At 40.1% G+C, this 21685-nt stretch carries 27 protein-coding genes and 1 other RNA gene; 11 read left to right on the forward strand and 17 right to left on the reverse strand.

Translation table 11 applies throughout. The features are described 5' to 3' along the window. Window position 1: 1 nt before the first annotated feature. From PHY84_RS08015 to rpsJ, 4 genes are read right to left on the reverse strand one after another with little or no spacing between them, the layout of a single operon-like run. Window positions 2–283 carry a 50S ribosomal protein L23 gene (locus tag PHY84_RS08015; RefSeq protein ID WP_299858860.1) on the reverse strand — a complete coding sequence of 94 codons (282 nt, stop codon included), beginning with the start codon at window positions 281–283 and terminating at the stop codon, window positions 2–4. Continuing rightward, on the reverse strand, window positions 284–898 hold the full coding sequence (gene rplD, locus PHY84_RS08020) for a 50S ribosomal protein L4 (protein WP_299858861.1): 615 nt from the start codon (window positions 896–898) through the stop codon (window positions 284–286). Continuing rightward, on the reverse strand, window positions 898–1473 hold the full coding sequence (rplC, locus tag PHY84_RS08025; protein ID WP_299858862.1) for a 50S ribosomal protein L3: 576 nt from the start codon (window positions 1471–1473) through the stop codon (window positions 898–900). Before rplC ends, rplD begins: the two co-directional genes overlap by 1 nt. 10 nt (window positions 1474–1483) lie before the next feature. Next, window positions 1484–1795, reverse strand: coding sequence for a 30S ribosomal protein S10 (gene rpsJ / locus PHY84_RS08030; RefSeq protein WP_299858863.1), 312 nt, complete (start codon window positions 1793–1795; stop codon window positions 1484–1486). 156 nt (window positions 1796–1951) lie between these two features. On the opposite strand from rpsJ, the gene PHY84_RS08035 reads away from it, so the two are divergent. Both PHY84_RS08035 and PHY84_RS08040 read left to right on the forward strand, forming a co-directional pair. Then, the gene (locus PHY84_RS08035; protein WP_299858864.1) at window positions 1952–3016 is read left to right on the forward strand and encodes an ATP-binding protein; all 1065 of its coding nucleotides are present in this window, start codon (window positions 1952–1954) and stop codon (window positions 3014–3016) included. Window positions 3017–3019: 3 nt separating this feature from the next. Then, window positions 3020–3583, forward strand: a complete 564-nt coding sequence (locus tag PHY84_RS08040; protein WP_299858865.1) for a ribonuclease HII — start codon at window positions 3020–3022, stop codon at window positions 3581–3583. On the opposite strand, the gene PHY84_RS08045 is transcribed toward PHY84_RS08040, so the two are convergent. Genes PHY84_RS08045 through PHY84_RS08065 form a run of 5 tightly spaced genes read right to left on the reverse strand, consistent with a single transcriptional unit; the run spans window position 3580 to window position 8964 of the window. Next, a complete protein-coding gene (locus PHY84_RS08045; protein ID WP_299858866.1) occupies window positions 3580–5571 on the reverse strand; it encodes a methyl-accepting chemotaxis protein in 1992 nt (663 codons plus the stop codon). The two genes, PHY84_RS08040 and PHY84_RS08045, sit on opposite strands and share 4 nt — an antisense overlap. 13 nt (window positions 5572–5584) lie before the next feature. Then, window positions 5585–7078 (reverse strand): OprD family outer membrane porin, encoded by a 1494-nt coding sequence (locus tag PHY84_RS08050; protein WP_299858868.1) that lies wholly within the window; start codon window positions 7076–7078, stop codon window positions 5585–5587. A gap of 15 nt (window positions 7079–7093) precedes the next feature. Next, complete coding sequence (gene glp / locus PHY84_RS08055) at window positions 7094–8305, reverse strand: gephyrin-like molybdotransferase Glp (RefSeq protein ID WP_299858869.1); 1212 nt, start codon at window positions 8303–8305, stop codon at window positions 7094–7096. Beyond that, window positions 8302–8739: a molybdenum cofactor biosynthesis protein MoaE gene (locus PHY84_RS08060; RefSeq protein ID WP_299858870.1), complete on the reverse strand. Its 438-nt coding sequence runs from the start codon at window positions 8737–8739 to the stop codon at window positions 8302–8304. The genes glp and PHY84_RS08060 overlap by 4 nt, the downstream gene beginning before the upstream one ends. 3 nt (window positions 8740–8742) lie before the next feature. Further along, window positions 8743–8964: a MoaD/ThiS family protein gene (locus PHY84_RS08065; RefSeq protein ID WP_299858871.1), complete on the reverse strand. Its 222-nt coding sequence runs from the start codon at window positions 8962–8964 to the stop codon at window positions 8743–8745. 73 nt (window positions 8965–9037) lie between these two features. Between PHY84_RS08065 and PHY84_RS08070 the strand changes: the two genes are divergently transcribed. Together PHY84_RS08070 and PHY84_RS08075 are read left to right on the forward strand one after the other, a co-directional pair. Continuing rightward, the gene (locus PHY84_RS08070) at window positions 9038–9721 is read left to right on the forward strand and encodes an MqnA/MqnD/SBP family protein (protein WP_299858872.1); all 684 of its coding nucleotides are present in this window, start codon (window positions 9038–9040) and stop codon (window positions 9719–9721) included. After that, window positions 9703–10191, forward strand: a complete 489-nt coding sequence (locus tag PHY84_RS08075) for a YhcH/YjgK/YiaL family protein (RefSeq protein ID WP_299858873.1) — start codon at window positions 9703–9705, stop codon at window positions 10189–10191. Before PHY84_RS08070 ends, PHY84_RS08075 begins: the two co-directional genes overlap by 19 nt. On the opposite strand, the gene PHY84_RS08080 is transcribed toward PHY84_RS08075, so the two are convergent. Next, window positions 10167–10307, reverse strand: a complete 141-nt coding sequence (locus tag PHY84_RS08080; protein ID WP_299858874.1) for a hypothetical protein — start codon at window positions 10305–10307, stop codon at window positions 10167–10169. The genes PHY84_RS08075 and PHY84_RS08080 overlap by 25 nt on opposite strands. A 187-nt stretch (window positions 10308–10494) precedes the next feature. On the opposite strand from PHY84_RS08080, the gene fliD reads away from it, so the two are divergent. The 4 genes from fliD (at window position 10495) to ffs (ending at window position 12713) form a co-directional block, all read left to right on the forward strand. After that, window positions 10495–11871 carry a flagellar filament capping protein FliD gene (gene fliD / locus PHY84_RS08085; protein ID WP_299858875.1) on the forward strand — a complete coding sequence of 459 codons (1377 nt, stop codon included), beginning with the start codon at window positions 10495–10497 and terminating at the stop codon, window positions 11869–11871. A gap of 95 nt (window positions 11872–11966) precedes the next feature. After that, window positions 11967–12341, forward strand: a complete 375-nt coding sequence (gene fliS, locus PHY84_RS08090; protein WP_299858876.1) for a flagellar export chaperone FliS — start codon at window positions 11967–11969, stop codon at window positions 12339–12341. Further along, window positions 12328–12582: a hypothetical protein gene (locus tag PHY84_RS08095; RefSeq protein WP_299858877.1), complete on the forward strand. Its 255-nt coding sequence runs from the start codon at window positions 12328–12330 to the stop codon at window positions 12580–12582. The genes fliS and PHY84_RS08095 overlap by 14 nt, the downstream gene beginning before the upstream one ends. Before the next feature lie 33 nt (window positions 12583–12615). After that, an RNA gene (gene ffs / locus PHY84_RS08100) (signal recognition particle sRNA small type) lies at window positions 12616–12713 on the forward strand. A 38-nt stretch (window positions 12714–12751) separates the two neighbouring features. On the opposite strand, the gene PHY84_RS08105 is transcribed toward ffs, so the two are convergent. Further along, entirely contained in the window at window positions 12752–12979 is a 228-nt protein-coding gene (locus PHY84_RS08105; RefSeq protein WP_299858879.1) for a hypothetical protein, read from the reverse strand. A gap of 88 nt (window positions 12980–13067) precedes the next feature. Between PHY84_RS08105 and rpmI the strand changes: the two genes are divergently transcribed. Both rpmI and rplT read left to right on the forward strand, forming a co-directional pair. Continuing rightward, window positions 13068–13259, forward strand: coding sequence for a 50S ribosomal protein L35 (gene rpmI / locus PHY84_RS08110; RefSeq protein ID WP_299858880.1), 192 nt, complete (start codon window positions 13068–13070; stop codon window positions 13257–13259). A gap of 108 nt (window positions 13260–13367) precedes the next feature. Beyond that, window positions 13368–13727, forward strand: coding sequence for a 50S ribosomal protein L20 (rplT, locus tag PHY84_RS08115; protein WP_299858881.1), 360 nt, complete (start codon window positions 13368–13370; stop codon window positions 13725–13727). A gap of 56 nt (window positions 13728–13783) precedes the next feature. On the opposite strand, the gene PHY84_RS08120 is transcribed toward rplT, so the two are convergent. The 6 genes from PHY84_RS08120 to PHY84_RS08145 all read right to left on the reverse strand — a co-directional run bounded on the left by PHY84_RS08120 (window position 13784) and on the right by PHY84_RS08145 (window position 20891). Beyond that, entirely contained in the window at window positions 13784–15472 is a 1689-nt protein-coding gene (locus tag PHY84_RS08120; RefSeq protein WP_299858882.1) for a response regulator, read from the reverse strand. Further along, window positions 15472–17448, reverse strand: coding sequence for a methyl-accepting chemotaxis protein (locus PHY84_RS08125; protein ID WP_299858883.1), 1977 nt, complete (start codon window positions 17446–17448; stop codon window positions 15472–15474). The genes PHY84_RS08120 and PHY84_RS08125 overlap by 1 nt, the downstream gene beginning before the upstream one ends. After that, window positions 17445–17738: a hypothetical protein gene (locus PHY84_RS08130; protein WP_299858884.1), complete on the reverse strand. Its 294-nt coding sequence runs from the start codon at window positions 17736–17738 to the stop codon at window positions 17445–17447. The genes PHY84_RS08125 and PHY84_RS08130 overlap by 4 nt, the downstream gene beginning before the upstream one ends. Window positions 17739–17809: 71 nt before the next feature. After that, window positions 17810–18997 carry a replication-associated recombination protein A gene (locus PHY84_RS08135; protein ID WP_299858885.1) on the reverse strand — a complete coding sequence of 396 codons (1188 nt, stop codon included), beginning with the start codon at window positions 18995–18997 and terminating at the stop codon, window positions 17810–17812. A 2-nt stretch (window positions 18998–18999) separates the two neighbouring features. Continuing rightward, window positions 19000–19932: a pseudouridine synthase gene (locus PHY84_RS08140; RefSeq protein WP_299858886.1), complete on the reverse strand. Its 933-nt coding sequence runs from the start codon at window positions 19930–19932 to the stop codon at window positions 19000–19002. Next, window positions 19929–20891, reverse strand: a complete 963-nt coding sequence (locus PHY84_RS08145) for a KpsF/GutQ family sugar-phosphate isomerase (RefSeq protein ID WP_299858887.1) — start codon at window positions 20889–20891, stop codon at window positions 19929–19931. The genes PHY84_RS08140 and PHY84_RS08145 overlap by 4 nt, the downstream gene beginning before the upstream one ends. A gap of 57 nt (window positions 20892–20948) precedes the next feature. On the opposite strand from PHY84_RS08145, the gene PHY84_RS08150 reads away from it, so the two are divergent. After that, entirely contained in the window at window positions 20949–21683 is a 735-nt protein-coding gene (locus PHY84_RS08150; protein ID WP_299858888.1) for an ATP-binding protein, read from the forward strand. Window positions 21684–21685 lie beyond the last annotated feature (2 nt).

Below are 21685 nucleotides of genomic sequence, written 5' to 3' on the forward strand. Positions count from 1 at the left end.
ATTATACCGCCAAACTTTCTATTTGTGCACCTTCTGGTAACTTCACATAAAACTTTTTGAAGTCATTTTGTTTACCAGCAACACCACGGAACTTTTTGATTTTTCCGTCTTGATTTAGTGAGTTGATTCTAGTTGGAATAATTCCAAAGTACTCACGAAAAACCTCTTTGAGACCAGTTTTACTCATACGAGGAGAAGTTTGCACAACGATGATTCCATCCTCTTGCATACCTAAAGTCTTCTCTGTATAGAGTATTGATTTGATATCTGTAATATCTGCCATTTACTTAGCCTCCCCTACAAGATTTTCCCATACCGCTTTTTCGATCACAAGTGAACGATAGTTTGCAGCTAGGTAAGCATTCAATTCATTCTCTTGAATCACGTAAGTGCTTGCAATGTTTTGAAATGCTAAATAAGTTTGTTCATCTAAAACAGTCTTAACAAAAAGAGTATCTCTTTGGTTAAGCGCTTTAAACATTGCCGCAGCATCTTTCGTTTTGCCAGATGCGATTTCAATGCTATCAACGATGAATAGACTACCATTTTGTGCATGCTCATTTAAAGCAAAGTTAAGAGCAAGTTTCTTTTGCTTCTTATTTACTTTTAGGTCATAGTTGCGGTTGTTTTTTGGACCCCACGCTTTACCACCACCAACGAATGACGGATCACGTCTTGAACCAGCACGACCACGACCGCCACCTTTTTGAGCCCAAGGCTTTCTACCGCCTCCTCTTACCTCTGCACGCGTTTTGGCAGTTGCAGTGTTTGCTCTCATAGCTGCTTGTGCAGACTTGACATAGAGATATAGGTTATGAGGATTAATACCGGAAAAACTCTCCGGTAAAGCTAACTCGGAAGCTTTTTCCATTTTCTCATTTAGAACTATTGCGCTCATTATTTAGCTACCTTTATACGACCCAAAGAACCATTTGCTCCAGATACAGAACCAACAACCGCAACGATTTTGTTTTCAGCATCAAAAGACAAAATCTCGTTCTTCACGCTATTTTGTGTATTTCCATATTGACCAGCCATTTTCTTGCCTTTCATGACACGACCCGGCCACTCTTTTTGTCCGATAGAACCTGTTCTACGATTAAATCTGTGACCATGTTCTGCAGGACCGCCACCGAAATTCCAGCGCTTCATAGCACCTGTAAAACCGCGACCTTTTGTGTTGAAAGTAGCTTTTACCACTTTTGCTTCTGCAAGCGGAGTAAGATCCAAATCACCAGCTTCACTGTTTGCTACTTCTAATGCAACAAACTTGTTGAACTCTGAAGAGATGCTATACTTCTTTTGCTGACCTTCAATTGACTTATTCATTTTCTTACCGCTATTGTAAGCTACGATTGCGACACCTTCGTTTACTTCACATACTTTTGCATCGAGAACTCTTAAAAGAGTAACCGGTTTGCTTGGAACTGTGATAGTACGGCTCATACCGATTTTTTCAACAATATATTCCACGATGACCTCCTTACTTATCCATAGAGCGAACTTCTACGTCCACTTCCGGTGCAAGATCTAGTTTCATTAGAGAGTCAACTGTTTCAGGCGTTGCAGAAACGATGTCGATAACTCTAGCGTGCATACGAATCTCAAACTGTTCACGAGAACTTTTGTTAACGTGCGGAGATTTGATAACTGTATATTTACGAATCTTTGTTGGTAAAGGTATCGGACCGCGAATTGCAGCACCTGTACGCTTAACAGCCTCTACGATTGATGCTACAGATCTATCGAGTACACGATGATCGTAAGCTTTCAACTTTAAACGAATTTTTTCCATGTTTTTCCTTCTAAAGAACTCGTCAGGTCAAGCCTAACTATGTTAAGGGAGCGGAATTGTACCCAAACTCACTTCATTATTCAAGGATTTAGGGGGCAAAATCTGAAATTTATCAAAATTTATTTCCTTTTAATAAGGAAATTGTAAAATTACGATATGGAAATTTTACTTGAAGAACTTTACAAAACCGATATCAGCTTAGAGAAATTTCACTTTAGAAAGCTATTCTTGGAAGACAAAAGCTACCAAATCAACGGTATCACACAAAGCGGAAAGACAAAAGTTGTCAAAAACTACCTTTTGGGTCTTAAAAAAAGTAGCTATTTATATATAGATTGCAATGATTTACGTATAGAAAAAGCTAAACTTAATGAAATTTTGCAAGATTTTTGCACCAAATATACCATAAACACGCTTGTGCTTGATAACTATACGCCGGAGATAAGAATCGTAAACATACCGCAGATTATCTTCTGCTGCGAGATACATTATGAAATTGACTTTTTAACGACCATGCGGCTCTATCCGCTTGATTATGAGGAGTTTTTATCCTATGAGCATAAATATGACTCCACCGCACTCAATCACTTTTTCAAACTTGGCGGTTTCCCCTCTATGCATAAAATCAGCTCCGATGATAGAGTGCTCTATCTGCAAAAAATACTCAAAAACGCACTAAGTACCATTGAGCTGGATATTCTCATATTTTGCGCAAAAATGATGGCACAAAAGATTTCCCCCTACTCCATCTATGAACGGCTAAAACAGACACAAAAAATATCAAAAGACAAGCTATACGCCGCCTTTGAAGCGCTTAGTGCCAAAGGGTATATCCATCAGCTTTGCAAAGTAAATCACCCAAAAGCCGTGAGAAAAATCTATCTTTGCGATATCTCTTTAAAGTCTGCACTCACAACAGAGAAACAATTTAGCAAGTTATTTGAAAACATGATTTATTTGGAGCTTTTAAAATCTGGCAAAGAGCTATTTTACGATGATGGGGTTGATTTTTACCTACCAAGTCATGAGGAAATTATTCTGGGTATGCCATTTGCGGACGAGAGAACACTTTTTAAAAAAATGGAAAACATAGAGGCATTTTTATTTACCTACCAGATAAAAAAGGTAACTGTTGTTACAATGAGTACAGAGGGAAGCATGAGCCATCCGCTCTCGGAGGTGGAGATGGTTCCTTTTGATATTTGGGCTTTGGGAGATTAAAATATGGATACGTTTACAAAGTTATGCGGCATAGATGAAGCAGGACGCGGACCGCTAGCCGGGGATTTGGTAATGGCAGGATGTATTTTACATCGCTTTGTAGAGGGGCTTGATGACTCTAAAAAGCTTACACCTAAAAAAAGAGAATTGCTCTATGAGCAAATAGTCCAAAATGCAACTTACCATATAGTGAAGTTTTCTGCCAAAGAGATAGATGATAATGGGATATCGCTTTGTATTAAAAATGGACTAAAGGAGATTATGAAAAATATTCCATCCGAGAAGTATCTTTTTGACGGAAATTCAAGTTTTGGTGTGCGTGGGCTTACAACGATGATACAAGCAGACGGCAAAATTCCCGAGGTGAGTGCCGCTTCCATCCTTGCCAAAGTAACTCACGATAGGGATATCATAGAGCTTGCCAAAAAGTATCCTGAATATGGATTCCAAAAGCATAAGGGGTATGGAACCGCACTTCATGTGGAGATGATAAAGAAGCACGGTTACTCGGAAGTGCATAGAAAAAGCTACAAGGTCAAGGCGCTTGAAAAAACGCTCTTTGACTAAAACTTCTTCGTATTTACCTCTTGAAGTGTTTTTTGAGACATTTTATCCAATTCTACGGCTATCGTCTCTATCTCATTGACATAGCGCGCATTGTTTGATGTTGTTTTGTCGATTTCAATGATAGCATCTGTTGCTTCATTGATATCATCTACTCTTGCTTGCATATCTTCGCCTATTTCAAGAACGGCTTGGGAGAGCGTCTCTATGCTGACATTAATCTCATGAAGACTTTTTTGTGTGTTTTCTGCAAGTTTACGCACCTCATCGGCAACAACGGCAAATCCGCGCCCATGTTCTCCGGCACGTGCCGCCTCAATCGCCGCATTTAGCGCGAGAAGATTTGTCTGGTCGGCGATGTCGGAAATAACACTTACAACATGCTTGATATCAGAAGATTGTGACGCAACCTGTTTTGTTTTTTGGGAAACCTCGACAATGGCATTGTTTGTATCTTCCATAACACGAGTGAGTTCTTGAAGCCTTCTTGCCTGTTTTGTCGATTCACTGCTTAAAAACTGCATCTTCTCTTTAAGCACCAATGATTTTTCGGAAAGCTGATTGGCATTGCCGCTTGATTCGCGTAACATATGCGAGATAGTATCACCGACACTGTTAAGCGCTTGTGCCACCTTGCCGTTATCGTTGGAGATTCTTGCTGTAAAATCTGACTTTTCAAAAGTACTCATAGTTGCGACTAGCTCATTTAGGTCACGACAAATATTTTGCTGTAACGAAAGAAGCATTCTATTGATATTTGCTTTTAGTTCCTCAAGCGCTTCGTTGTTTGTTGTGCACTCTACATGTTGGTTAAGATGCCCTTTGTCTATGGCTACAACAACCCGTTTCACTCCCTCAATCATCATCTTGTCACTCTCTATATTTTGACGGGTTTTAACAATATTTTCATCGACTACTTTGGACATAAGCGCTATCTCATCATCCCCTTTAATATCTATGAGTTTTGCCTGTGAACTCTCTTTGTTGAGGTATCTGAAAAACTCTAAAAGCCCTTTTTCAAACGTTTCCAGAGGGGTAAGAAGCACTTTTTTCATAGCCAAAAGTATAGAAACAGTCAGTACTGCAATCAAAACAACGATAAGAGCCAAAGCACTGTTAATCATGCTGCTTGCTTGGTTGATAGTAGCATCAACATCGCTTCTATTTGCTCCCAAAAGATAGATACCGATAGCCTTGCCGTCAAAATCTTTAATCTCTGCAAATGAGTAAAAATAGTTATCGTCAAGCAGATATCCGCTTGCTATAAGCTTGTCTATAGCTATGTTTTTAGCGCCTGCAAAAAATTTATCATCAACTGTTTTTTGGCTAAGGACATACCCACCGACACTTTTACTTGTATCTGCCAACTTGGCAAGATGCACAAGTTTTTGATCCATAAGCACTAAAAGATTCTCTTTTTCGGCATGAAACTGTTTTATAACGGACTCAAAAGCTTGCATAAACTCCAGCGAGCCTACATACTCACCATCCTTTAACACAGGGGCTATCCCCCTGATAGTAAGCCCTGCTTGCCCTACCTCTATGGCATGCATCGCTTTTTTTTGCTCTTTTACTCTGTTGATAGTATGGCGAAAACTCTTTAAATCATCGCCAAATTTTTCAGGATTCCATGCTCTAAGAAACGACTTGACATCTTTGTCATGGATGTGAATCTTTATATTTTTGAAATTTGTCTCGCTCTTATACTTTTGACTAATCTTCTCAATAGATGCCATCGCAATCTCTCTATCGTTTTGAATTAGCGCCGCTGCGATATTGGAGTCATTTGCGATTGCTATAGCATTTGTCACACCAACATCAAACTTGGCACCCATTCTATCTTGGATTTTAGAAGCGAGTGATGTTTGAATCGTTTTATATGTGTTATCTATAATTTGGGATTTAAAGTAGTTTAAAACAAAAAAACCACCCAAAAGCAACACAAGCGATATAGAAACTATAAGAATCGTAATCTTTTTTCCGACTGTCATTTTTTACCCTTTTCTAAAAGAGATAGTTTATCTCAAAGCGATACTCGCTGTAAGAGTCTTTATTGCTGCCATCAAGCCTATTGTCGGCATTTACATTTCCAAAACGTACTCTTGCATCAAGCTGCGGTGTTATTTGCTGTACCAAATCTATATGGATAACTTTATTGTCAGCCAACGCCCCTGCACCCTGCTTTGCCTCATCAAAATCCTGCACTACGTAGCGAGCGAGAGTTTTAAACCCTTTGAGAATATTTGCTTTACCAAAGTCATAGCTTGCTTCAAGCATTGTGCTTTGTGTATTTGCTATCCAGTTAAGCTGTGCCATCGCACGTGTATAGCCGCCTGTCGGGAACGCTCTCCAAGGAGCAACGATATCTGCTTCATCCGCTACATCAGAGTAACCGGCGAGGAGTTTTAATGCGCCTTTTGTAAGAACTAAACGAGCCATCCATGCAGAACTATCAAGCGTGAATCTATCTTTGTAGCCAAGGAGTGTCGATGGAGTTTTATCCATTCCAAGATTCCCGCTCAAACTTGCCCCTCCGATATCTCCGCCGCCGTTATCGAACTGCTCCATATATCTAAATCCCGGAGTAAGCGCATATCCGCCTCCAAGATCTATTTTATAATTTATCTCTGCAATCGCTGAGGAGAGAACATCAGGAACAGCCGTATAAGTGAAATCAAGTTTGAGGTTTTCTACAGAAGTATTTGTTAATGCACCGATAACCAACTCATGCTCCGTATCTTCACCTGCATTTTTAAAGTTACTGTAGCTTAACCCTTTGTGTGCCCCTGAATCATCATTGTTATTCCAGCTATCGCCTGAGCTGTCTTTATAGGTTATAACATCATGAAATGTCGTATGGTCACGCAATTTTTGCGCTGTAAAATAAGCAGCTTTGAGTGTTGTTTTTGGCAAATCTTTTGACTCAATACTCAAACCCTCAAAAGCATTAGGAATCATCTTTGTATCGTTTGATGCCGTAAGAGCCGATTCAAAAAGTTGGCGCCCAAATTTAAGTGATGTTTTTGCCACATCATACTGAATATATGACTGCGCCAAGACAGCCATATCCCAATCGCCGTCTGTTTTTACGTCATAACGGCTGAATGTATCTTTTCCTGATTTTACGAGACCAACATCAGCGTTATCTTCTCTCAGGCTTGAAAAAGGACTATTTGAGTAGTAAAATCCTACTGTTGTGCTCAAACCGTAGAATGGTGCTGTTTTATAGATAAGACTCCCGCCTAAGCCAAATGCTTTATTGTCCGCATTGGTAGCGTTATCCGGCGAATCCCAATCCCAACGAAAAGCATTTGTTCTCAAATGCCCATAAACCATACCCTTTGTAAAAACCTCTTCAAAAGTGTTAGCAGTTGTCGGAAGTACGTTATAAACTTCGTTCATATTTGCCTTCAAGGTTCTTTTTGGTTTGACATCCTCCGCCGCAACCGATAAACTCAGCGCCACAACAAGCGACAAACCCACATTTATAATCTTCATATAATCCCCCATGTTTTAAAAATTATCTAACAAAATCACGCTCACAAGTGTCCCTTGCGGCAAATCCCCATCCTCTTCACCTGTTACCATGAGAGCAGAGTTGTTTAGCATATTGGTCAGTATAGCCGAACTTCCCACTTTTTTATCTTGAAAATCGACAAAATATTCATTATCTTCCACACTAACGTTACATGCGGTAAATTCTGTCAGTTTGCTTCTCTTTTTAAAATCTTCATTTAGTTTTGCGGCTACCGTCTTATAAGCACTCTCACGCCCAAGCATCATTGCAACAAGCGGGAGTACATAAAGGATGGCTGTTACTGTTGATGAGTATGCAAACCCTGGGAGTGCTACAAAAAATTTCTTCTCTTTTTGCGCTACCAAGATATGTTTTCCGGGTTTGATGGCAACACCTTTGTAAACCACCTCTGCTCCAAGACGTGGAATCACATCTTTAACAAAGTCATAATCCCCAACGCTCACACCACCCGTACTTACCACGATATCGGCACTAGAGAGTGCATTTTGAAGGGTTTGCATGATGAGATTTTTATCATCTCTGAGCGTTCCAAGCTGAACTACTTCCGCTCCTGCTTGTTCAAAAAGCGCTGCAAGCGTATAGTTATTAGAACTTCTGATTTGTGCGGGGTTGTCGCTGAAAACTCCCAAATCCAAAATCTCGCTGCCGGTTGAAACCACGGCAACTCTGGGTTTTTGTGCAACTTTGACCATCACATGCCCAAGAGCCGCCATCACGCCAATCTCCGTAAATCCTATCTTTGTCCCTTTTTTTATAAGCACATCTCCGGCACTATACCCCTCGCCGATAGGGCGCACCGCATATCCGAGCGGCACTGGCTCATTAATGATAATTGCTCCGTCTTCAACGGTTACATTTTCTATAGGAATAAGCGTATCCGCCCCATGAGGCATCATCGAACCTGTAAAAGTTTTTATACATTCACCGCTTTTAAGTATGCGTTTCTCATCGCTTCCCGCAGGGTTGTACCCGATAATCTCAATGCGCCCACCTTCTAAGTCCTCATGCAAGATAGCATATCCGTCCATTGCCGCTGTTGGAAACTCCGGGTCGTTATACCTAGCAATAACGTCCTCAAAAAGCACTCGTCCTAAAGATTCGCCAAGATAGACGTTTTGGCTCCTTGAAGCATTAACCTCCAATAGCCCCAGCATTGTCTGGCTTGTTTCATAAGATAATAAACTCATTGTAAAATTCCGCTCCCTTTTATGGCAGTTGAACGCTCAAGTGCATAGATTCGCTTGCCACCTCGCAAATCATATTTCCAAATCGGCGCAGAGGCTTTAAAATCCTCCACAAACTCCTCTATAAATTCCAAAGCCACACGGCGTTTTGGAGAAAAAACAGCAGCAATATAGGAAGATTCATGAAGCAGCACATCGCCTCTTGAGTGCGCCATTTTTATGACTGCTCCTCGCTCTTTTGCCCTCTCTTGCCACGCACCAAACCATGAGTTTAAAATCGGCTCATATATATCAAAACTAAGCCCCTCAATGCCATCCTCATCCCGCACAGTTCCTACAAAAGGAATGTAAGCACCATAGTTGCTTCCGCTCTCTTGCTCATACCACTCTTTGAGTATCTTTGGCACATCAAGCGCACCGTCGTAAAGATAAAGCATCACTCAACCTCCACAAACAGGAGGCAAAAGAGCAACTCTGTCGCCATCTTTAAGCGTAAAATCTCGACTGCCGACAAGCACGTCATTTACTGCTACGGCAGAGTTTTCAAGCCATTGATGCATCTCCTTGTCCTCTTGAAGTATCTCTGCCAACTCGCTTAAGTTAGTTATATCAAGCTCTAGCGGGGCTTTTTGTATAGGTCCTAAAAATTCTACTCGTACCAAAGGAGTTCTCCTGAAATTTTCGTTTTTATGATTATATCCAACTCATCTTTTTTATAAGTTAAGCGGTATAATTGTGCTTTTATTGGAGGGAAATGTGGTTTTTGGAAAAATTGAGTATCTCAATCTTCTGCCTTTTCATGTTTTTATGAAAAGATTCGTAAGAAGTTCGCAAGCGAGTATGAGTATGAACTACCATAAAGATGTTCCTGCAAAGACAAACAAAAAGTTTCTCTTACGCCGTGTGGATGCTGCTTTTATATCGAGCATCCGTGCAAAAGGGCGTGAGCATATTAACCTCGGTATCATCGCAAAAAAAGAGGTTTTAAGCGTCATCGTTACTCCCAGCCAAAAGCATCTCTCAGACAAAGAGTCTGAAACATCAAACCTGCTTGCAAAGATTTTACACCTCAAAGGCGAAGTTCTTATCGGCGACAAAGCACTCCGCTACTCCCTGCAAAACAAGCCGTATATCGACATGGCAAAAAGATGGAACGAAACATACAATCTTCCTTTTGTTTTTGCACTTTTGTGCTACCACAAAGATAAAAATCTCTATAAAAAGATAGAAAAAAACTTCCTCAAAAAAAAGATAAAGATTCCTCGCTATATCCTCAAAGAGGCTGCATCAAGAACGCAAGTATCTGAGCAAAATATACTCCGCTATCTTACATATATCTCATACGACTTCGACACAAAAGCAAAAAGAGGGGTTCAAAAATTTTATAAAGAGGCACAAAAATGGTCGCCGATAAGATAGAGAAGTGGCAAAACTACCCTTTTGGCAAAGCATGGCAAAAGGCGTTTGCTTTTTTAAACACGCTTACACCTACAACCAAAGACGCAAAGTATGAGATAGACGGTGATGACATTTTTGCCATCGTAATGAGCTATAACACACTAAAAAGAGAGGACGCGGTTATAGAATCACACCAAAAATATGTTGATATTCAAGCAACACTTCGAGGAATTGAAGGTTTTGAGTGCTTTGGCATAGATACGCTTGCTATCAAAACACCTTACGATGCCGCAAAAGATATAGCATTTTATGAAAAGAACGCTATTCCCCACTCACGCATCAACGTCACAGAGGGTTGTTTTGTGATGTTTTTTCCACATGACGCACATATGCCATGTTTGAGAGTAGCCGACAAACATGAGCATATAAAAAAAGTTGTCATAAAGATAAAGGCAGAGCTGCTTAACTACTCTTCTTCATCATCCCCATAGTCATCGTCATACCCTTCCTCGTCATCATACTCATCTTCATCATCAAACCCCTCATCTTCATACTCATCCTCCATCTCTTCTTCTAGTTCGTCATCATCATGAAAATTATTTGGCATGTCTGCTCCTTATTATGTTTCGATAAATTTTATCAACTTTAACTTTAAAATTTATGCATGCACCCTCTTTTTTTATCTAAAAATTGATTTTTAGCCATAAAGAGCACCTCTAAACTAAATCTTCTTAGCGCCGATATTGTTTTATTAGATACTAAGTGATATGGTTTCGCTTTAACAAGGAGTTAAGATGGGTATAAGTTCATTAGGTGCAGGCGGCGGCGTTTTAACACAAGACCTGCTCGACCAACTCAAAGAAGCCGACCAAGCACAGTACATCAACCCGCTAGATACCAGAAAAGCGACAGAGACAAAAAAACAAGACGCTTTCAATGTTATTAATGCTTATATGGATAATGTAGATGCTAGTCTGAAAACACTCACGCAATATGGTGTTTTTGAATCACGAACAGCAAGCAGCAGCAATGAAGATGTCGCTACAGTTAGTGCGGCAGATAGCAGTGATGTGCAAGATTTTTCGCTAGAGGTGTTGTGGCTTGCAAAAAAAGAGATTGTACAGAGTGGCACATTTGCTACAAAAACATCAACTGTTGCTACGGGTTCTGGAAAATTTGATTTGCAAGTCGGAGGCGAGACTTTTAGAATTGACTATAATGCCGCAACAACGCTTGAAGACCTTAAAAATTCAATCAACAAAGAAGCCGGGGATAGCGTAAGTGCGACAATCGTCCAAATAGCGGATAATGATTTTAGACTCTTTTTAAGTGCAAAAGAGAGTGGACTTAATCAAGATATAACCATAACTGATGTTGCAGGAGAAGGCGAGGCGCTAAACGCCGCACTTACGACCGGTGTCACAAATGTTCAAGAGGGAATTGACGCTTCTTTTAAGTATAACTCTCAGACTATCACAAGAAGCAGCAATGACGTAAAAGACCTACTCTCCGGAGTTACCATAACGCTCAAAGAGGTTGGAGTTGCCAATATTTCCGTGGGACAAAACAAGGACAATATTGCATCCAAGATAGAAAATTTTATTAGCAAGTACAACTCTGCACTCTATCAGCTTACAACCGATACAAAGTCAAGTGAAAACGCTGAGGAGAGGGGTATCTTCTCCAATGAAAGCATTATGAAGACAATGAAAGCCGACCTGCTTAACATGATAAACAATGCAGGCGAGAGCGTAGGCAGAGCGCAAGACTACGGCATAAAAATAGCAGAAGACGGAAGTCTCAGTCTCGATAAAACAAAACTAAATGAGATGCTGGATGAAAATGCCGATAATGTAAAAGCTTTTTTTACCGGCGGTACTTTTGTTAAGAGTGACGGCTCCGAGGCAGAAATAGAAGGTGCCTTTACACAGATGCTTGAAAAAGTGCAGGAATACACAAAGTACAATGCAAATCTTGACCAGTACAAAACACTTTTGGAAGACAAGATAGAGAGTTTAACAGAGCAAAGAACCAAAGCACTGGAGAGATTAACAACCAAATATGAGATTATGGCAAAGCAATTTGCAGCGTATGATGCAGTTATCACACAGCTTAACAGTGTCTCTTCTATGTTTACCGATTTGGTAAATGCGCAATCGGCGGACAATTAATCAAAAAATAGAGTAAAAAGCCTAAAGCAAATCCTAAAATAGCCGATTTGCTCTGCATGAAACATAAAGTTAAAGATGATACAAAAGGGTCTGAAATGTATGGTAATACAGCTTATAATATATACTCACAAAACAATGTAGGAATAGAATCTCCTGAAAAATTGATAGAGATGATGTACGAAGGGGTGCTTCGTTTTAATGCGCAGGCAAAAAAAGCCATCAAGGATGGCAATATAGAAAAAAGAGTTTACTGGATTAATCGCTCCATAGCCGTGATAACAGAACTTATTGCTGTTTTGGATTTTAAACATGGAAAAGTTGCCTACTATCTTGAGGGGCTTTATAACTACCAGATTCAACTTCTCAATCAAGCCAATGTCAAAAAAGACGAGTCTAAAATCGATGAAGTCAATAATGTCTTCAAAGGGCTTCTTGAAGCATGGAGAGAGACTACCAATGTGGCTGGGTAAACTCAAGATTGCCGTAGTAGAGGGCGATGTCGCTTCACTTCAAAAACTGCTTGGCAGTGTTCCGCAACTAAAAGAAAAAGAGGAGATGCAAGAGGCACTCTATCTTCTCAAAGAGGCAACATTTCAGATACAAAAACTAAAAGATGAAACGCTGATATCTATGCAGCAGATGAAAAAAAATATTGCATTTTTACACTCAACAGATTCACATTCTTTTAAAAATTTAGATATTCGCCTTTAAATTTGCTTTTTTTAGGTATAATTCCACCGCTTCTCTTTAGACCTGTGCAATGGTGTCCGAAGATACTGTGTCAGGGTAGGAATACAGCAGCACGCCTTTGTCCGCTATGTGCCGCAGGTATCTGGAGGGGAGTCTCTTGATTTATCTCCAACTTCTTAGTTAAAATTTCTCAATCATTTCTATATTTCGATATCCCACACGCCTGATTTGGTTTTGGCGGATTATTTTTTAAGTAGGTTAAATCCTCTAAGGTTTGTGTCAAAACTCTTTTTTGCTGCAAAAGCGGAAGCATGCGGTTGTCTTTTTCGTTCATTGGAAGGCTCATGTCAAGCAGTATCGCCTCCACCTCTTTGTCTAAATCCTGAAGTGCATTATGTATATGTTTTATGGAATTCATAGCAAAATTATAGCTGATTTGAAAAAAATTGGGTATAATTGCGCCCTTAAAGTGCGTTTGCGCTTGAGAATTTTACAAAGGAGTTTCGATGCCAAAGATGAAATCTGTTAAAGGTGCTGTTAAGCGCTTTAAAGTGAAGAAAAATGGTACAGTTAAACGTGGTACAGCGTTTAGAAGCCATATCTTAACAAAACAAGATCCACAAACTCGTACAAGACAGCATAAACCAAAAGTGATTGCTAAAGTTGACGAAAAAAATGTAAAGGCTATGATTAACTAATTTTAGTTGATTCATTAAATCTCCAAACTTCAGGTTTGGGCAAGACCACCAAAAGCGTGGCACCCTGAGTACAAAAGAGTGACTGGGTAAAGAACATAAAGGAAAAATATGCCAAGAGTAAAAACAGGTGTTGTTCGTAGAAGAAAACACAAAAAGATTTTAAAACTAGCTAAAGGTTTTTATAGCGGTCGCCGCAAACATTACCGTAAAGCTAAAGAGCAGTTAGAGCGCTCAATGTACTACTCATTCCGTGACCGTAAGCAAAAGAAACGTGATTTCCGTAAACTATGGATTATCCGTATCAATGCAGCTTGCCGTTTAAATGGAATGAACTATTCAACATTTATCAATGGTCTTAACAGAGCTGGCATCGAGCTTGACCGTAAAGTTCTTGCTGATATGGCGATGAATGACGCAACAGCGTTTAGCGCAGTTGCAGCAGCATCAAAAGCAGCACTTAGCAAGTAAACAACTGACCGCTTACGCACACTTTTATAAAAAAGTTCGTAAGCGCGTCTCTTCTCTTATTTTCCCTCTTCTATTTTGTGCAAGAAAAGTACACTTGTTCCTTTTGCATTGTAGTATATTCCACGTGAAGATTGTCTTGAGATATAAACACCTCTGCCGTTAAAATTTTTTCTATCACGGAAAATCTTGCTTAGGATCTGTGTATCAAAGCCATCACCTTCATCTCTAATGGTTGTTGTAATGTATCTGCTACCGCTATAGTAAATCGTGCTAACAGAGACTTCTATCTTTTTGTTACATGCCTTATCCAGTTTTTCAAGAGTGGTGAAGTAATTATCTTCCTCCATAAGCTTATGCTTTGTTTGTGCATCAACCCCTAGATTGCCATGTTCATAAGCATTCATAAAAAGTTCGGTAAAAACAACGCCGGCATTGTAGGCAAGTTTGTAATCGCTTGTAAGAGAGGCCCAAAAATTAACATACCAATCATTCGCCTCCTCTACTGCTGCCAAGCTTGTTTCAAAACTTTTATTGACAGTAGCACTAGTGGTGTAGTCAAGCCTATTGATAAAGACAAATGTCATATCATCCTCCTGCTCTTCTATCTGCCACAGGATTTTTTCACGGAGTTCATCTTTGGAAAAAGAGGACAGAAAGTCTCTTTCCAAGTAGTTTGTGTAGGGCTTACACCTACCACGCATACTGCTTTCTACAACACCGTCACTATAAAAAAGAAACTTCATCATATTTAAAATATCTAAAGATGAGACATTTGTTTGGCTGGTGTATTTGCTGAGAGGTGGGTTATTAGATTTAATTTTGACTATTTCGTTTGTATTTGACTGCATAAGCGAAGGCGGCATCGCAAATTTTGCATACTCCATTGTGAGATTTTTGTAGTCAATAACAACAAAGTCCGCTGCTATCGCCTCCTCATCAAGAAGGATAGGTTTTATATAATCAACTGCCTCATTAACAACCTCTTTTAAATCAAACGGTCTAACTCTTTTATCGATGATATGATTAATGTGTGAGGTAAGCAACATCGAAGTTAATGAAGCAGAAAGACCCTTACCCATGCCATCAATGATAAAATAAAACTGCGTATCTTTATCTATCTCTCTGGCACTATAGGAATCACCGCTTAAGACATCAAGCGGCTTATAAAAAAAATCAATTAGTACTACAGAGTTGTTTTCATGCATCTGGTAGTAAAAATCATTTCTTAGAATGTTGAGTTCTTTGGCAAATGCCAGTTCCTCTTGAAAAGAGTTGTACTTCTCTTTTTTTTCAAGTTCTTTGATTTTTTTCTCTCGCTGTTTTTTAAGGTATCTATCTGCCAAAACAATTTTTGCGGCATTTTCAACTGCTTGAATTACCTCAGATGCTACAATGGGTTTTTTTAAAAAGTTGTTAACGCCTAAGCGGAGTGCTTCGATAATAATATCTGTCTCTTTTATGGCAGTCACAAAAATAATTGGTACTTCGGTATCTATCCCTTTAATTCGCTTAATCATCTCAATGCCATTGAGATGTGGCATACTATAGTCCGTAATTATGATATCCACTTTATGAAGAGCAAATTTTTCTATACCCTCTTCGCAATTTGATGCAAAAACAATCTCTTTTACGATATCTTTAAAAATGGAAGCATAAATGAACTGTGCTGCTTCATTTTCTTCGACACATAAAAGTGTCAAAGAACCGAGATAACCCAATATTGAGGCGTCAATGTCGTTTTGCATTAAATTCTAAATTTGCTCAACTCACTCTGGAGCCTGTTTGCATCCATTGAGAGCTTTAAAGCTGCTTCATCAACAAGGTTTCGGTGTGCTGTGTTGTTCTTAGAGATTTCAATGATTTCATTCATCTCTTCCATAAGTTCTTTTGTTTTTGTTGCGATATATGTACTCTGGTGCATCGCATCATTTGATCTTTCTGCCGTTGCGGAGAGGTTGTCTTTTGTCTCTTGGGAAGAAGTTATAAGCCCTTGCGCCGAACTCGCAATACTTGTCATATTGCGTGATGTTTTTGCAGTCTCTTCTGCAATCTCAATAACGTTTTGTGTGATAAGATTAACATTTGCGCTTATCTCACTTAAGCTTCTTTGTGTTCTCTCTGCCAGTTTGCGCACTTCATCCGCAACAACTGCAAATCCGCGCCCATGCTCCCCTGCACGTGCCGCTTCTATGGCTGCATTGAGTGCTAAAAGGTTAGTCTGGTCTGCAATATCTGAGATAATGGCTAAAACATCTTTTATGTTTTTTGCTTGTTCCGTAAGCGATGAGACTTTGTGTGCCAACTCTTGTTGATTTTGGCTTCCCTCGTCAATAGCCCGCACAACCATATCCAACTCATCTATAAAGCTATCCAAAACATTAAATGTTTTATTTAAATCTTCCGTAATGGTGATAGACGACTCCTCTATTGCATCAAGACGCCCTCCGACCTCAGTTACAAGCAAATTGATATTGCCGATTTTTTTATCTGCAACTTTGCCGTTTTGAGTAAGCTGTTCGACAATGCCGCTGAGTATCTTGCTCTCTTTTGATGTTGTTGTGGAGACATCTTTTGCTTGATATACACTCTCTTTAAAAGCCACTATCATTGTGTGGAGCGCTCTTGAGATTTGAGAAATCTCATCTTTGCCTTCAACAATGATATCGCATGTCAAATCAAGGTTGCTTGAGACACAGCCAATCTTATCTAAAGAACTTCTCACGCTTGTGTTAACACCCCTGCTGATAATGAAGATGATAACAAAAATAGCAATAGCAAATGCGGTGTAGCTTCCAAGTGATACAACAGCCGTAGTAATAGAAACGCTTTTAAGTCTCTCTAGCAGTTGTGTATTTTGCTCTGCTAACGTATCATCTATCTCTTTTAAAATATCAATCTTTTTAGTTATTGTCTTAAACCAAACAACACTATCTATACCAAAGTCACCTTCCAAAGCTTTTGCTCTTGCAATATCTCTCATTTTGTTAACTTCGGCGATGACCGGAGCCTCTATCTTTGTTTTGTAAAGATTTTTAGACTCTTCGGTTGCCATTGCTAAAAAAGCATCCATATAAGCGTTTTGTTCTGCTATAAGTGTAATCCATTTTGCAAAAACACCCTCTCCAAATTTACCTGCTCCAAATGTAGCACTCATAACAGCACGCTCGATCCCTGCACGCTCTTTTGATTTGAGAAAGTTACTATATGCATCAAGCGCCTTAATAAGTTCCGGAGCAGTCGCTATCTTTGCGCTGAGCGAGACAATGTTTAAGATTTTTGTATTCATGTCGGTATAGTATGCCACACTATCTTTTGTGCTGATAGAGAGTGCATCTACTTGCGAGCGAATGGTGTTGATTTTCTCCATATCTGCCTGAAATGCAACGATTTGACTTTTAAGCTCTGTAGATAAACGTGTCAAATCAAGCGTAGCAATATACTCTTTAAGTGCTTCGTACTCTTTTGCGGTAGCCTCTCTTTGCTTTGGCAAGATATCGCCAAACTGTTTTCCGCCGGAACCCAGAAAGCCGGCACTTGCCCCACGTTCCTTTTGTGTCTCATGGATAACAAGACTTAACTTTTGAGAGAGAACATTGAGTTCTTGAGAACGTGTAATGGTCGTTTTGTCCTCTGCAGCCTTAAATGTCGCTAAAACAATGATAATCAGCGCAAAAGATACAACGATAGCCGTAATTAGATTGAGTTTATACTTGATAGTCATAGCATACTCCTATATGCTTTAAAAGTAGAAACAAGATTTAAATCATCTAAGAGATTGAAAAGCTCCTCGTTGCCAACAATAAGGCGCACATCCACCTTGTCTTTTAAAACAAGCTTGTTAAGATAACCGATTACGGAAGAAGTTATCGAAAGAGAATCAACAATGTTGATAGTAACCAACTTATGTGTCGCAACAACTCCATCTACGGTTTGTTTGATGCTTTGAAAGTCTGCAATCGTTTTTATATTTCCAGTAATCGTAACAATTCCTGATGAGGATTTTATTTCCATGTGTACCCACTTTTTTTGAATTATAATTCTCTCTGATTATATATATAAGTCTATACTTAAAAGTATTAAACTTAACTAAAACGGTTTAAGATAGAATCCATCCACTCTTTCATCTTTTTCTCGTAACCGCTCTCTTTTAGCGTAATAAATTTGAGCGGTTCTGAAAGGTATGTCTGTTTTACATAGCCGCCAAAATCATGCGGGTAAAGGTAGCCTTCATGATTTTGCCTGATATGCTTTGGGATTTCTAGCATTACCCCGTTTTGAACGGCGCGCATGGCTTCATTGATGGCGGTATAAGAGGAGTTGGATTTTGGAGAGGCGCAGAGATAGACAACGGCTTGAGCAAGGATGATGCGGGCTTCCGGGTAGCCTATCTTTGCGACACTTGTCATCGCACTTGTAGCAAGAGTAAGTGCCTGAGGGTTGGCGTTGCCCACATCTTCACTTGCGAGGATGACAAGCCTTCTTGCTATAAACTCCGCACTCTCTCCGCCTTCAATGAGACGTGCAAGATAGTAGATGGCGGCATCCATGTCGGAGCCGCGAATCGACTTTATCATCGCACTTGTAAGGTCGTAATGCACTCCTGCTTCACTGCTTCCCGCACTCAGCGCATTTGGTCTTAGCGACTTTAGGAGGGCAAGCGTGATGTGTGTATCTATATTTGAAGCAAACTCAAGAAGCTTAAGCATTGCTCTTGCATCGCCGCCGCTGCTAAGAATGAGATACTCTGCCGCATCCTTGTCACACACAAGAGAACTCTCAGATAAAGCCTTTGCAAGAAGCTTTTCAAGCGATTCATTTGAGATAGCGTAGAGTTCAAAAAGCATGGAGCGGGAACGGATGGCAGATGTGAGCGAGAAAAATGGGTTTTCGGTGGATGCGCCGATGATAAGAGCAGAGTTGTTCTCCATGACGGGAAGCAAAACCTCTTGCTGATTTTTTGCCAAGCGGTGTACTTCATCTATAAATAGAAGCGGCTTTTGGAGTGTATTTTTGTAGCGCTCAAAGATTTTGCGCAAATCCTCTATCTTAATGCTTGTTGCATTGAACTCATAAAACGGAAGTTTCATAGTTGTAGCGATGATGCGTGCAAGTGAGGTTTTGCCGCATCCCGATGGTCCAAAGAAAAAAGCGTGTCCCAAAGCCTCTTTTTCACAAAGCACTCTCAATGGGGCGGCGGGCGCACTCAAATGCTCTTGCCCAACCATTGCATCAAAAGATTTTGGACGTAAAAGATGGGTAAAATCAGCCAAAATCAGCCTCTCTTTTTCTCTTTAAACACCGGCTTTTTTGCAGTTTTACGAGGCTCTTTTGTATGCTCTTTTTTAAAATCTTTCCTGGACTCTTTTTTTGGTGTACCCTCTTTTTTTGAAGGCGCTATTTGGCTCTCTTTTGAAGGACGCGGTTTTTTTGTCTCTTTGCTCTGCTCTTTTTGTTCCTCTTTTAGAAACTTTGCGAGTGCGGAGTATTCGCTGCGGGTTAAAAAGCGTACTTTGCTCTCTGGGAGGTTATTAAGCTCTATCTCTGCAAAACTTACCCTCTTTAAGTCAACAACTTCTGCTTTGAAATGGGCAAAAAAGCGTCTAAGTTCACGGTTTTGCCCCTCGCTGATAGCCACTTTGAGCGTGGAGTAGTTGGGTTGGTTTTTTTGGATTTTGTAACCGATAAAGGGTTTAAACTCCATCTGCGTTATCTTTGAGTGGCTATGCCCGCCTGCCGTTGCGTCTTCCAGCACCATGCCGCCTAGCATCGCTGCTTCCATCTCTGGTGTAATTTCACCTCTGATTTTGATTTTGTAGATACGCTCTAGGTCTGACTCCATCAGTGCGGATGCAACCCTTGAGGTGTCTGTAAGCAGCAATAATCCCTCAGAAGCAAAGTCAAGTCTGCCCACAGGGATGTAGTGTTTGTACTCTTTTGGAAGCGTGTCATAGATGGTGCGTCTGCCTTTTGGGTCGCTTTTTGTAACAAGTTCGCCTTTTGGTTTGTTATAGACGATTACGGTATATTTGTCACGAGGCGAAACTTGCTTGCCGCTGACATAGACCTCTGAAACACCCTCAATGACATCGGTAGCCGGATTTGTTTGAATCTCGCCGTCCACTCTTACATAGCCGGCTTGAATAGCCTTGTCCGCCTCTCTTCTTGAGTAGCTTGCGTGATGTGCGATATATTTGTTAAGTCTCATGAGATTCCTTTTTCTATGAGTGTATGGATATGAAGCACTCCCTGCACTCTTTTTTGGCTATCGGTAACTACTAAAAGCTGTATCTTTTTCTCCTCTATCATCACAAGTGCTTCACTTGCAAGGAGGTTTTCATCTGCTATGGTTTTTGGGCTTAGCGTAGCATACTTCAAAACGCTCTCTTCAAGTGAAAAATCCTCACTCATCAAAGCTCTTCTGATATCGCCGTCACTCACAAGCGCTAAAAGTCTCTCGTCTTCATCAACAACCAGAACAGTTCCGATTCTCCCCTCGCTTATCTTGACGATGGCATCTTTGACTTTTGTCTGCGCACCAATAAGTGGCAAATCTTTTGTGCGCATCAAATCTTTAACCTTTACAAAGAGTTTTTTACCCAAAGCTCCCCCCGGATGAAAGGAGGCAAAATCACTTTTTTGAAAGTTTTTTGCTCTCATAAGGCACACCGCAAGTGCATCACCGAGGGCAAGCGTGAGTGTGGTAGAACTTGTAGGGGCGATGTTGAGCGGACATGCCTCTTTTTGGACGACTACATCTATGACCAAATCACTGTAGCTCCCAAGCGTAGATGTTTTGTCCCGTGTCATACCGATAATAGGCGTGCCAAATCTTTTGATATGCGGCAAAATGGAACTAAGCTCCTCACTCTCTCCGCTGTAGCTGATGGCAAGAACCACATCCTCTTTGCCAATCATCCCAAGGTCGCCATGAAGTGCTTCTGTTGGATGAAGAAAAAAGCTGGGTGTTCCCGTAGAGGCAAAAGTAGCTGCCATCTTAGCACCGATAAGTCCGGATTTGCCCACGCCTGTCACGATAAGTTTGCCTTTGCATGCGAGAACCATCTCTACGGCTTTGTCAAAAACATCGTCAATGTTTTTTGCACTATCAAGGAGAGTTTGCGCTTCTATCTGTAGGGTTTGTTGTGCGATTTCTTTGTAATTCATGGTGCAATTATACCCTCTTTGGGTATAATAATCGCTAGATTTTTTAAAGGAAAAAGTATGAGAGATAGACTCGGAAAATACGTAAGCAGTATCAGCACACTCAAACTTGAAGAGCGGTCGCTTTATTATAATACGCTGATTTTAGCGGAGGAAGGTGCAGGAAAGACCAATTTGGCGTGTCGCATACGTAACTACGTCATTGATAACAATGTTGCAACTTTGTATCTTGACTTCTCCAACTCGGATGAGCATGACATAGAACTACGCTACAAAGATGAGCATTTTAACTATATAAGATTTGATGAAAGTGATGAGTTTCAAGAGAATTTTAACGCTCTCGTAGAGGCAAAAAAGCATATCTATATGGCAGTTGACCCGAACTTTTTCTCTAACAAAAAAGATATTACCAGTAAACTTACCCTTACATTGCAACATAAAGGGCTGTTGGCAAACTACTACTACTTTTTCCACGATATTGAAAATCTCAACGGTTTTTACACAAAATTTGAAGACTTTTTGCTCTATATGCTTAACTTCTTAAATCTTAAAAAATATGGGCTTACTTTCTTGGCACAGCCGCACTCTACATTTGAAAATCCGCAGATAAAGCTTCTTTTTACATTCTTGTATGTCGGGAAATGCTCTAATTTGGAGTATTTCAACACGTCAAGTCTTAAAAAGATGCCAAAAAACCGCTTTTTTTATCAGTACAGAACAAACTACCAAACACTTTTGTTTAACGATATAAAAAGTAATGTTGTTGAGATTGACGAATATACATTTGACGTGTAACA

This window comes from Sulfurimonas sp., from assembly GCF_028694605.1.
In the GTDB taxonomy this organism is placed as follows: Bacteria; Campylobacterota; Campylobacteria; order Campylobacterales; family Sulfurimonadaceae; genus Sulfurimonas.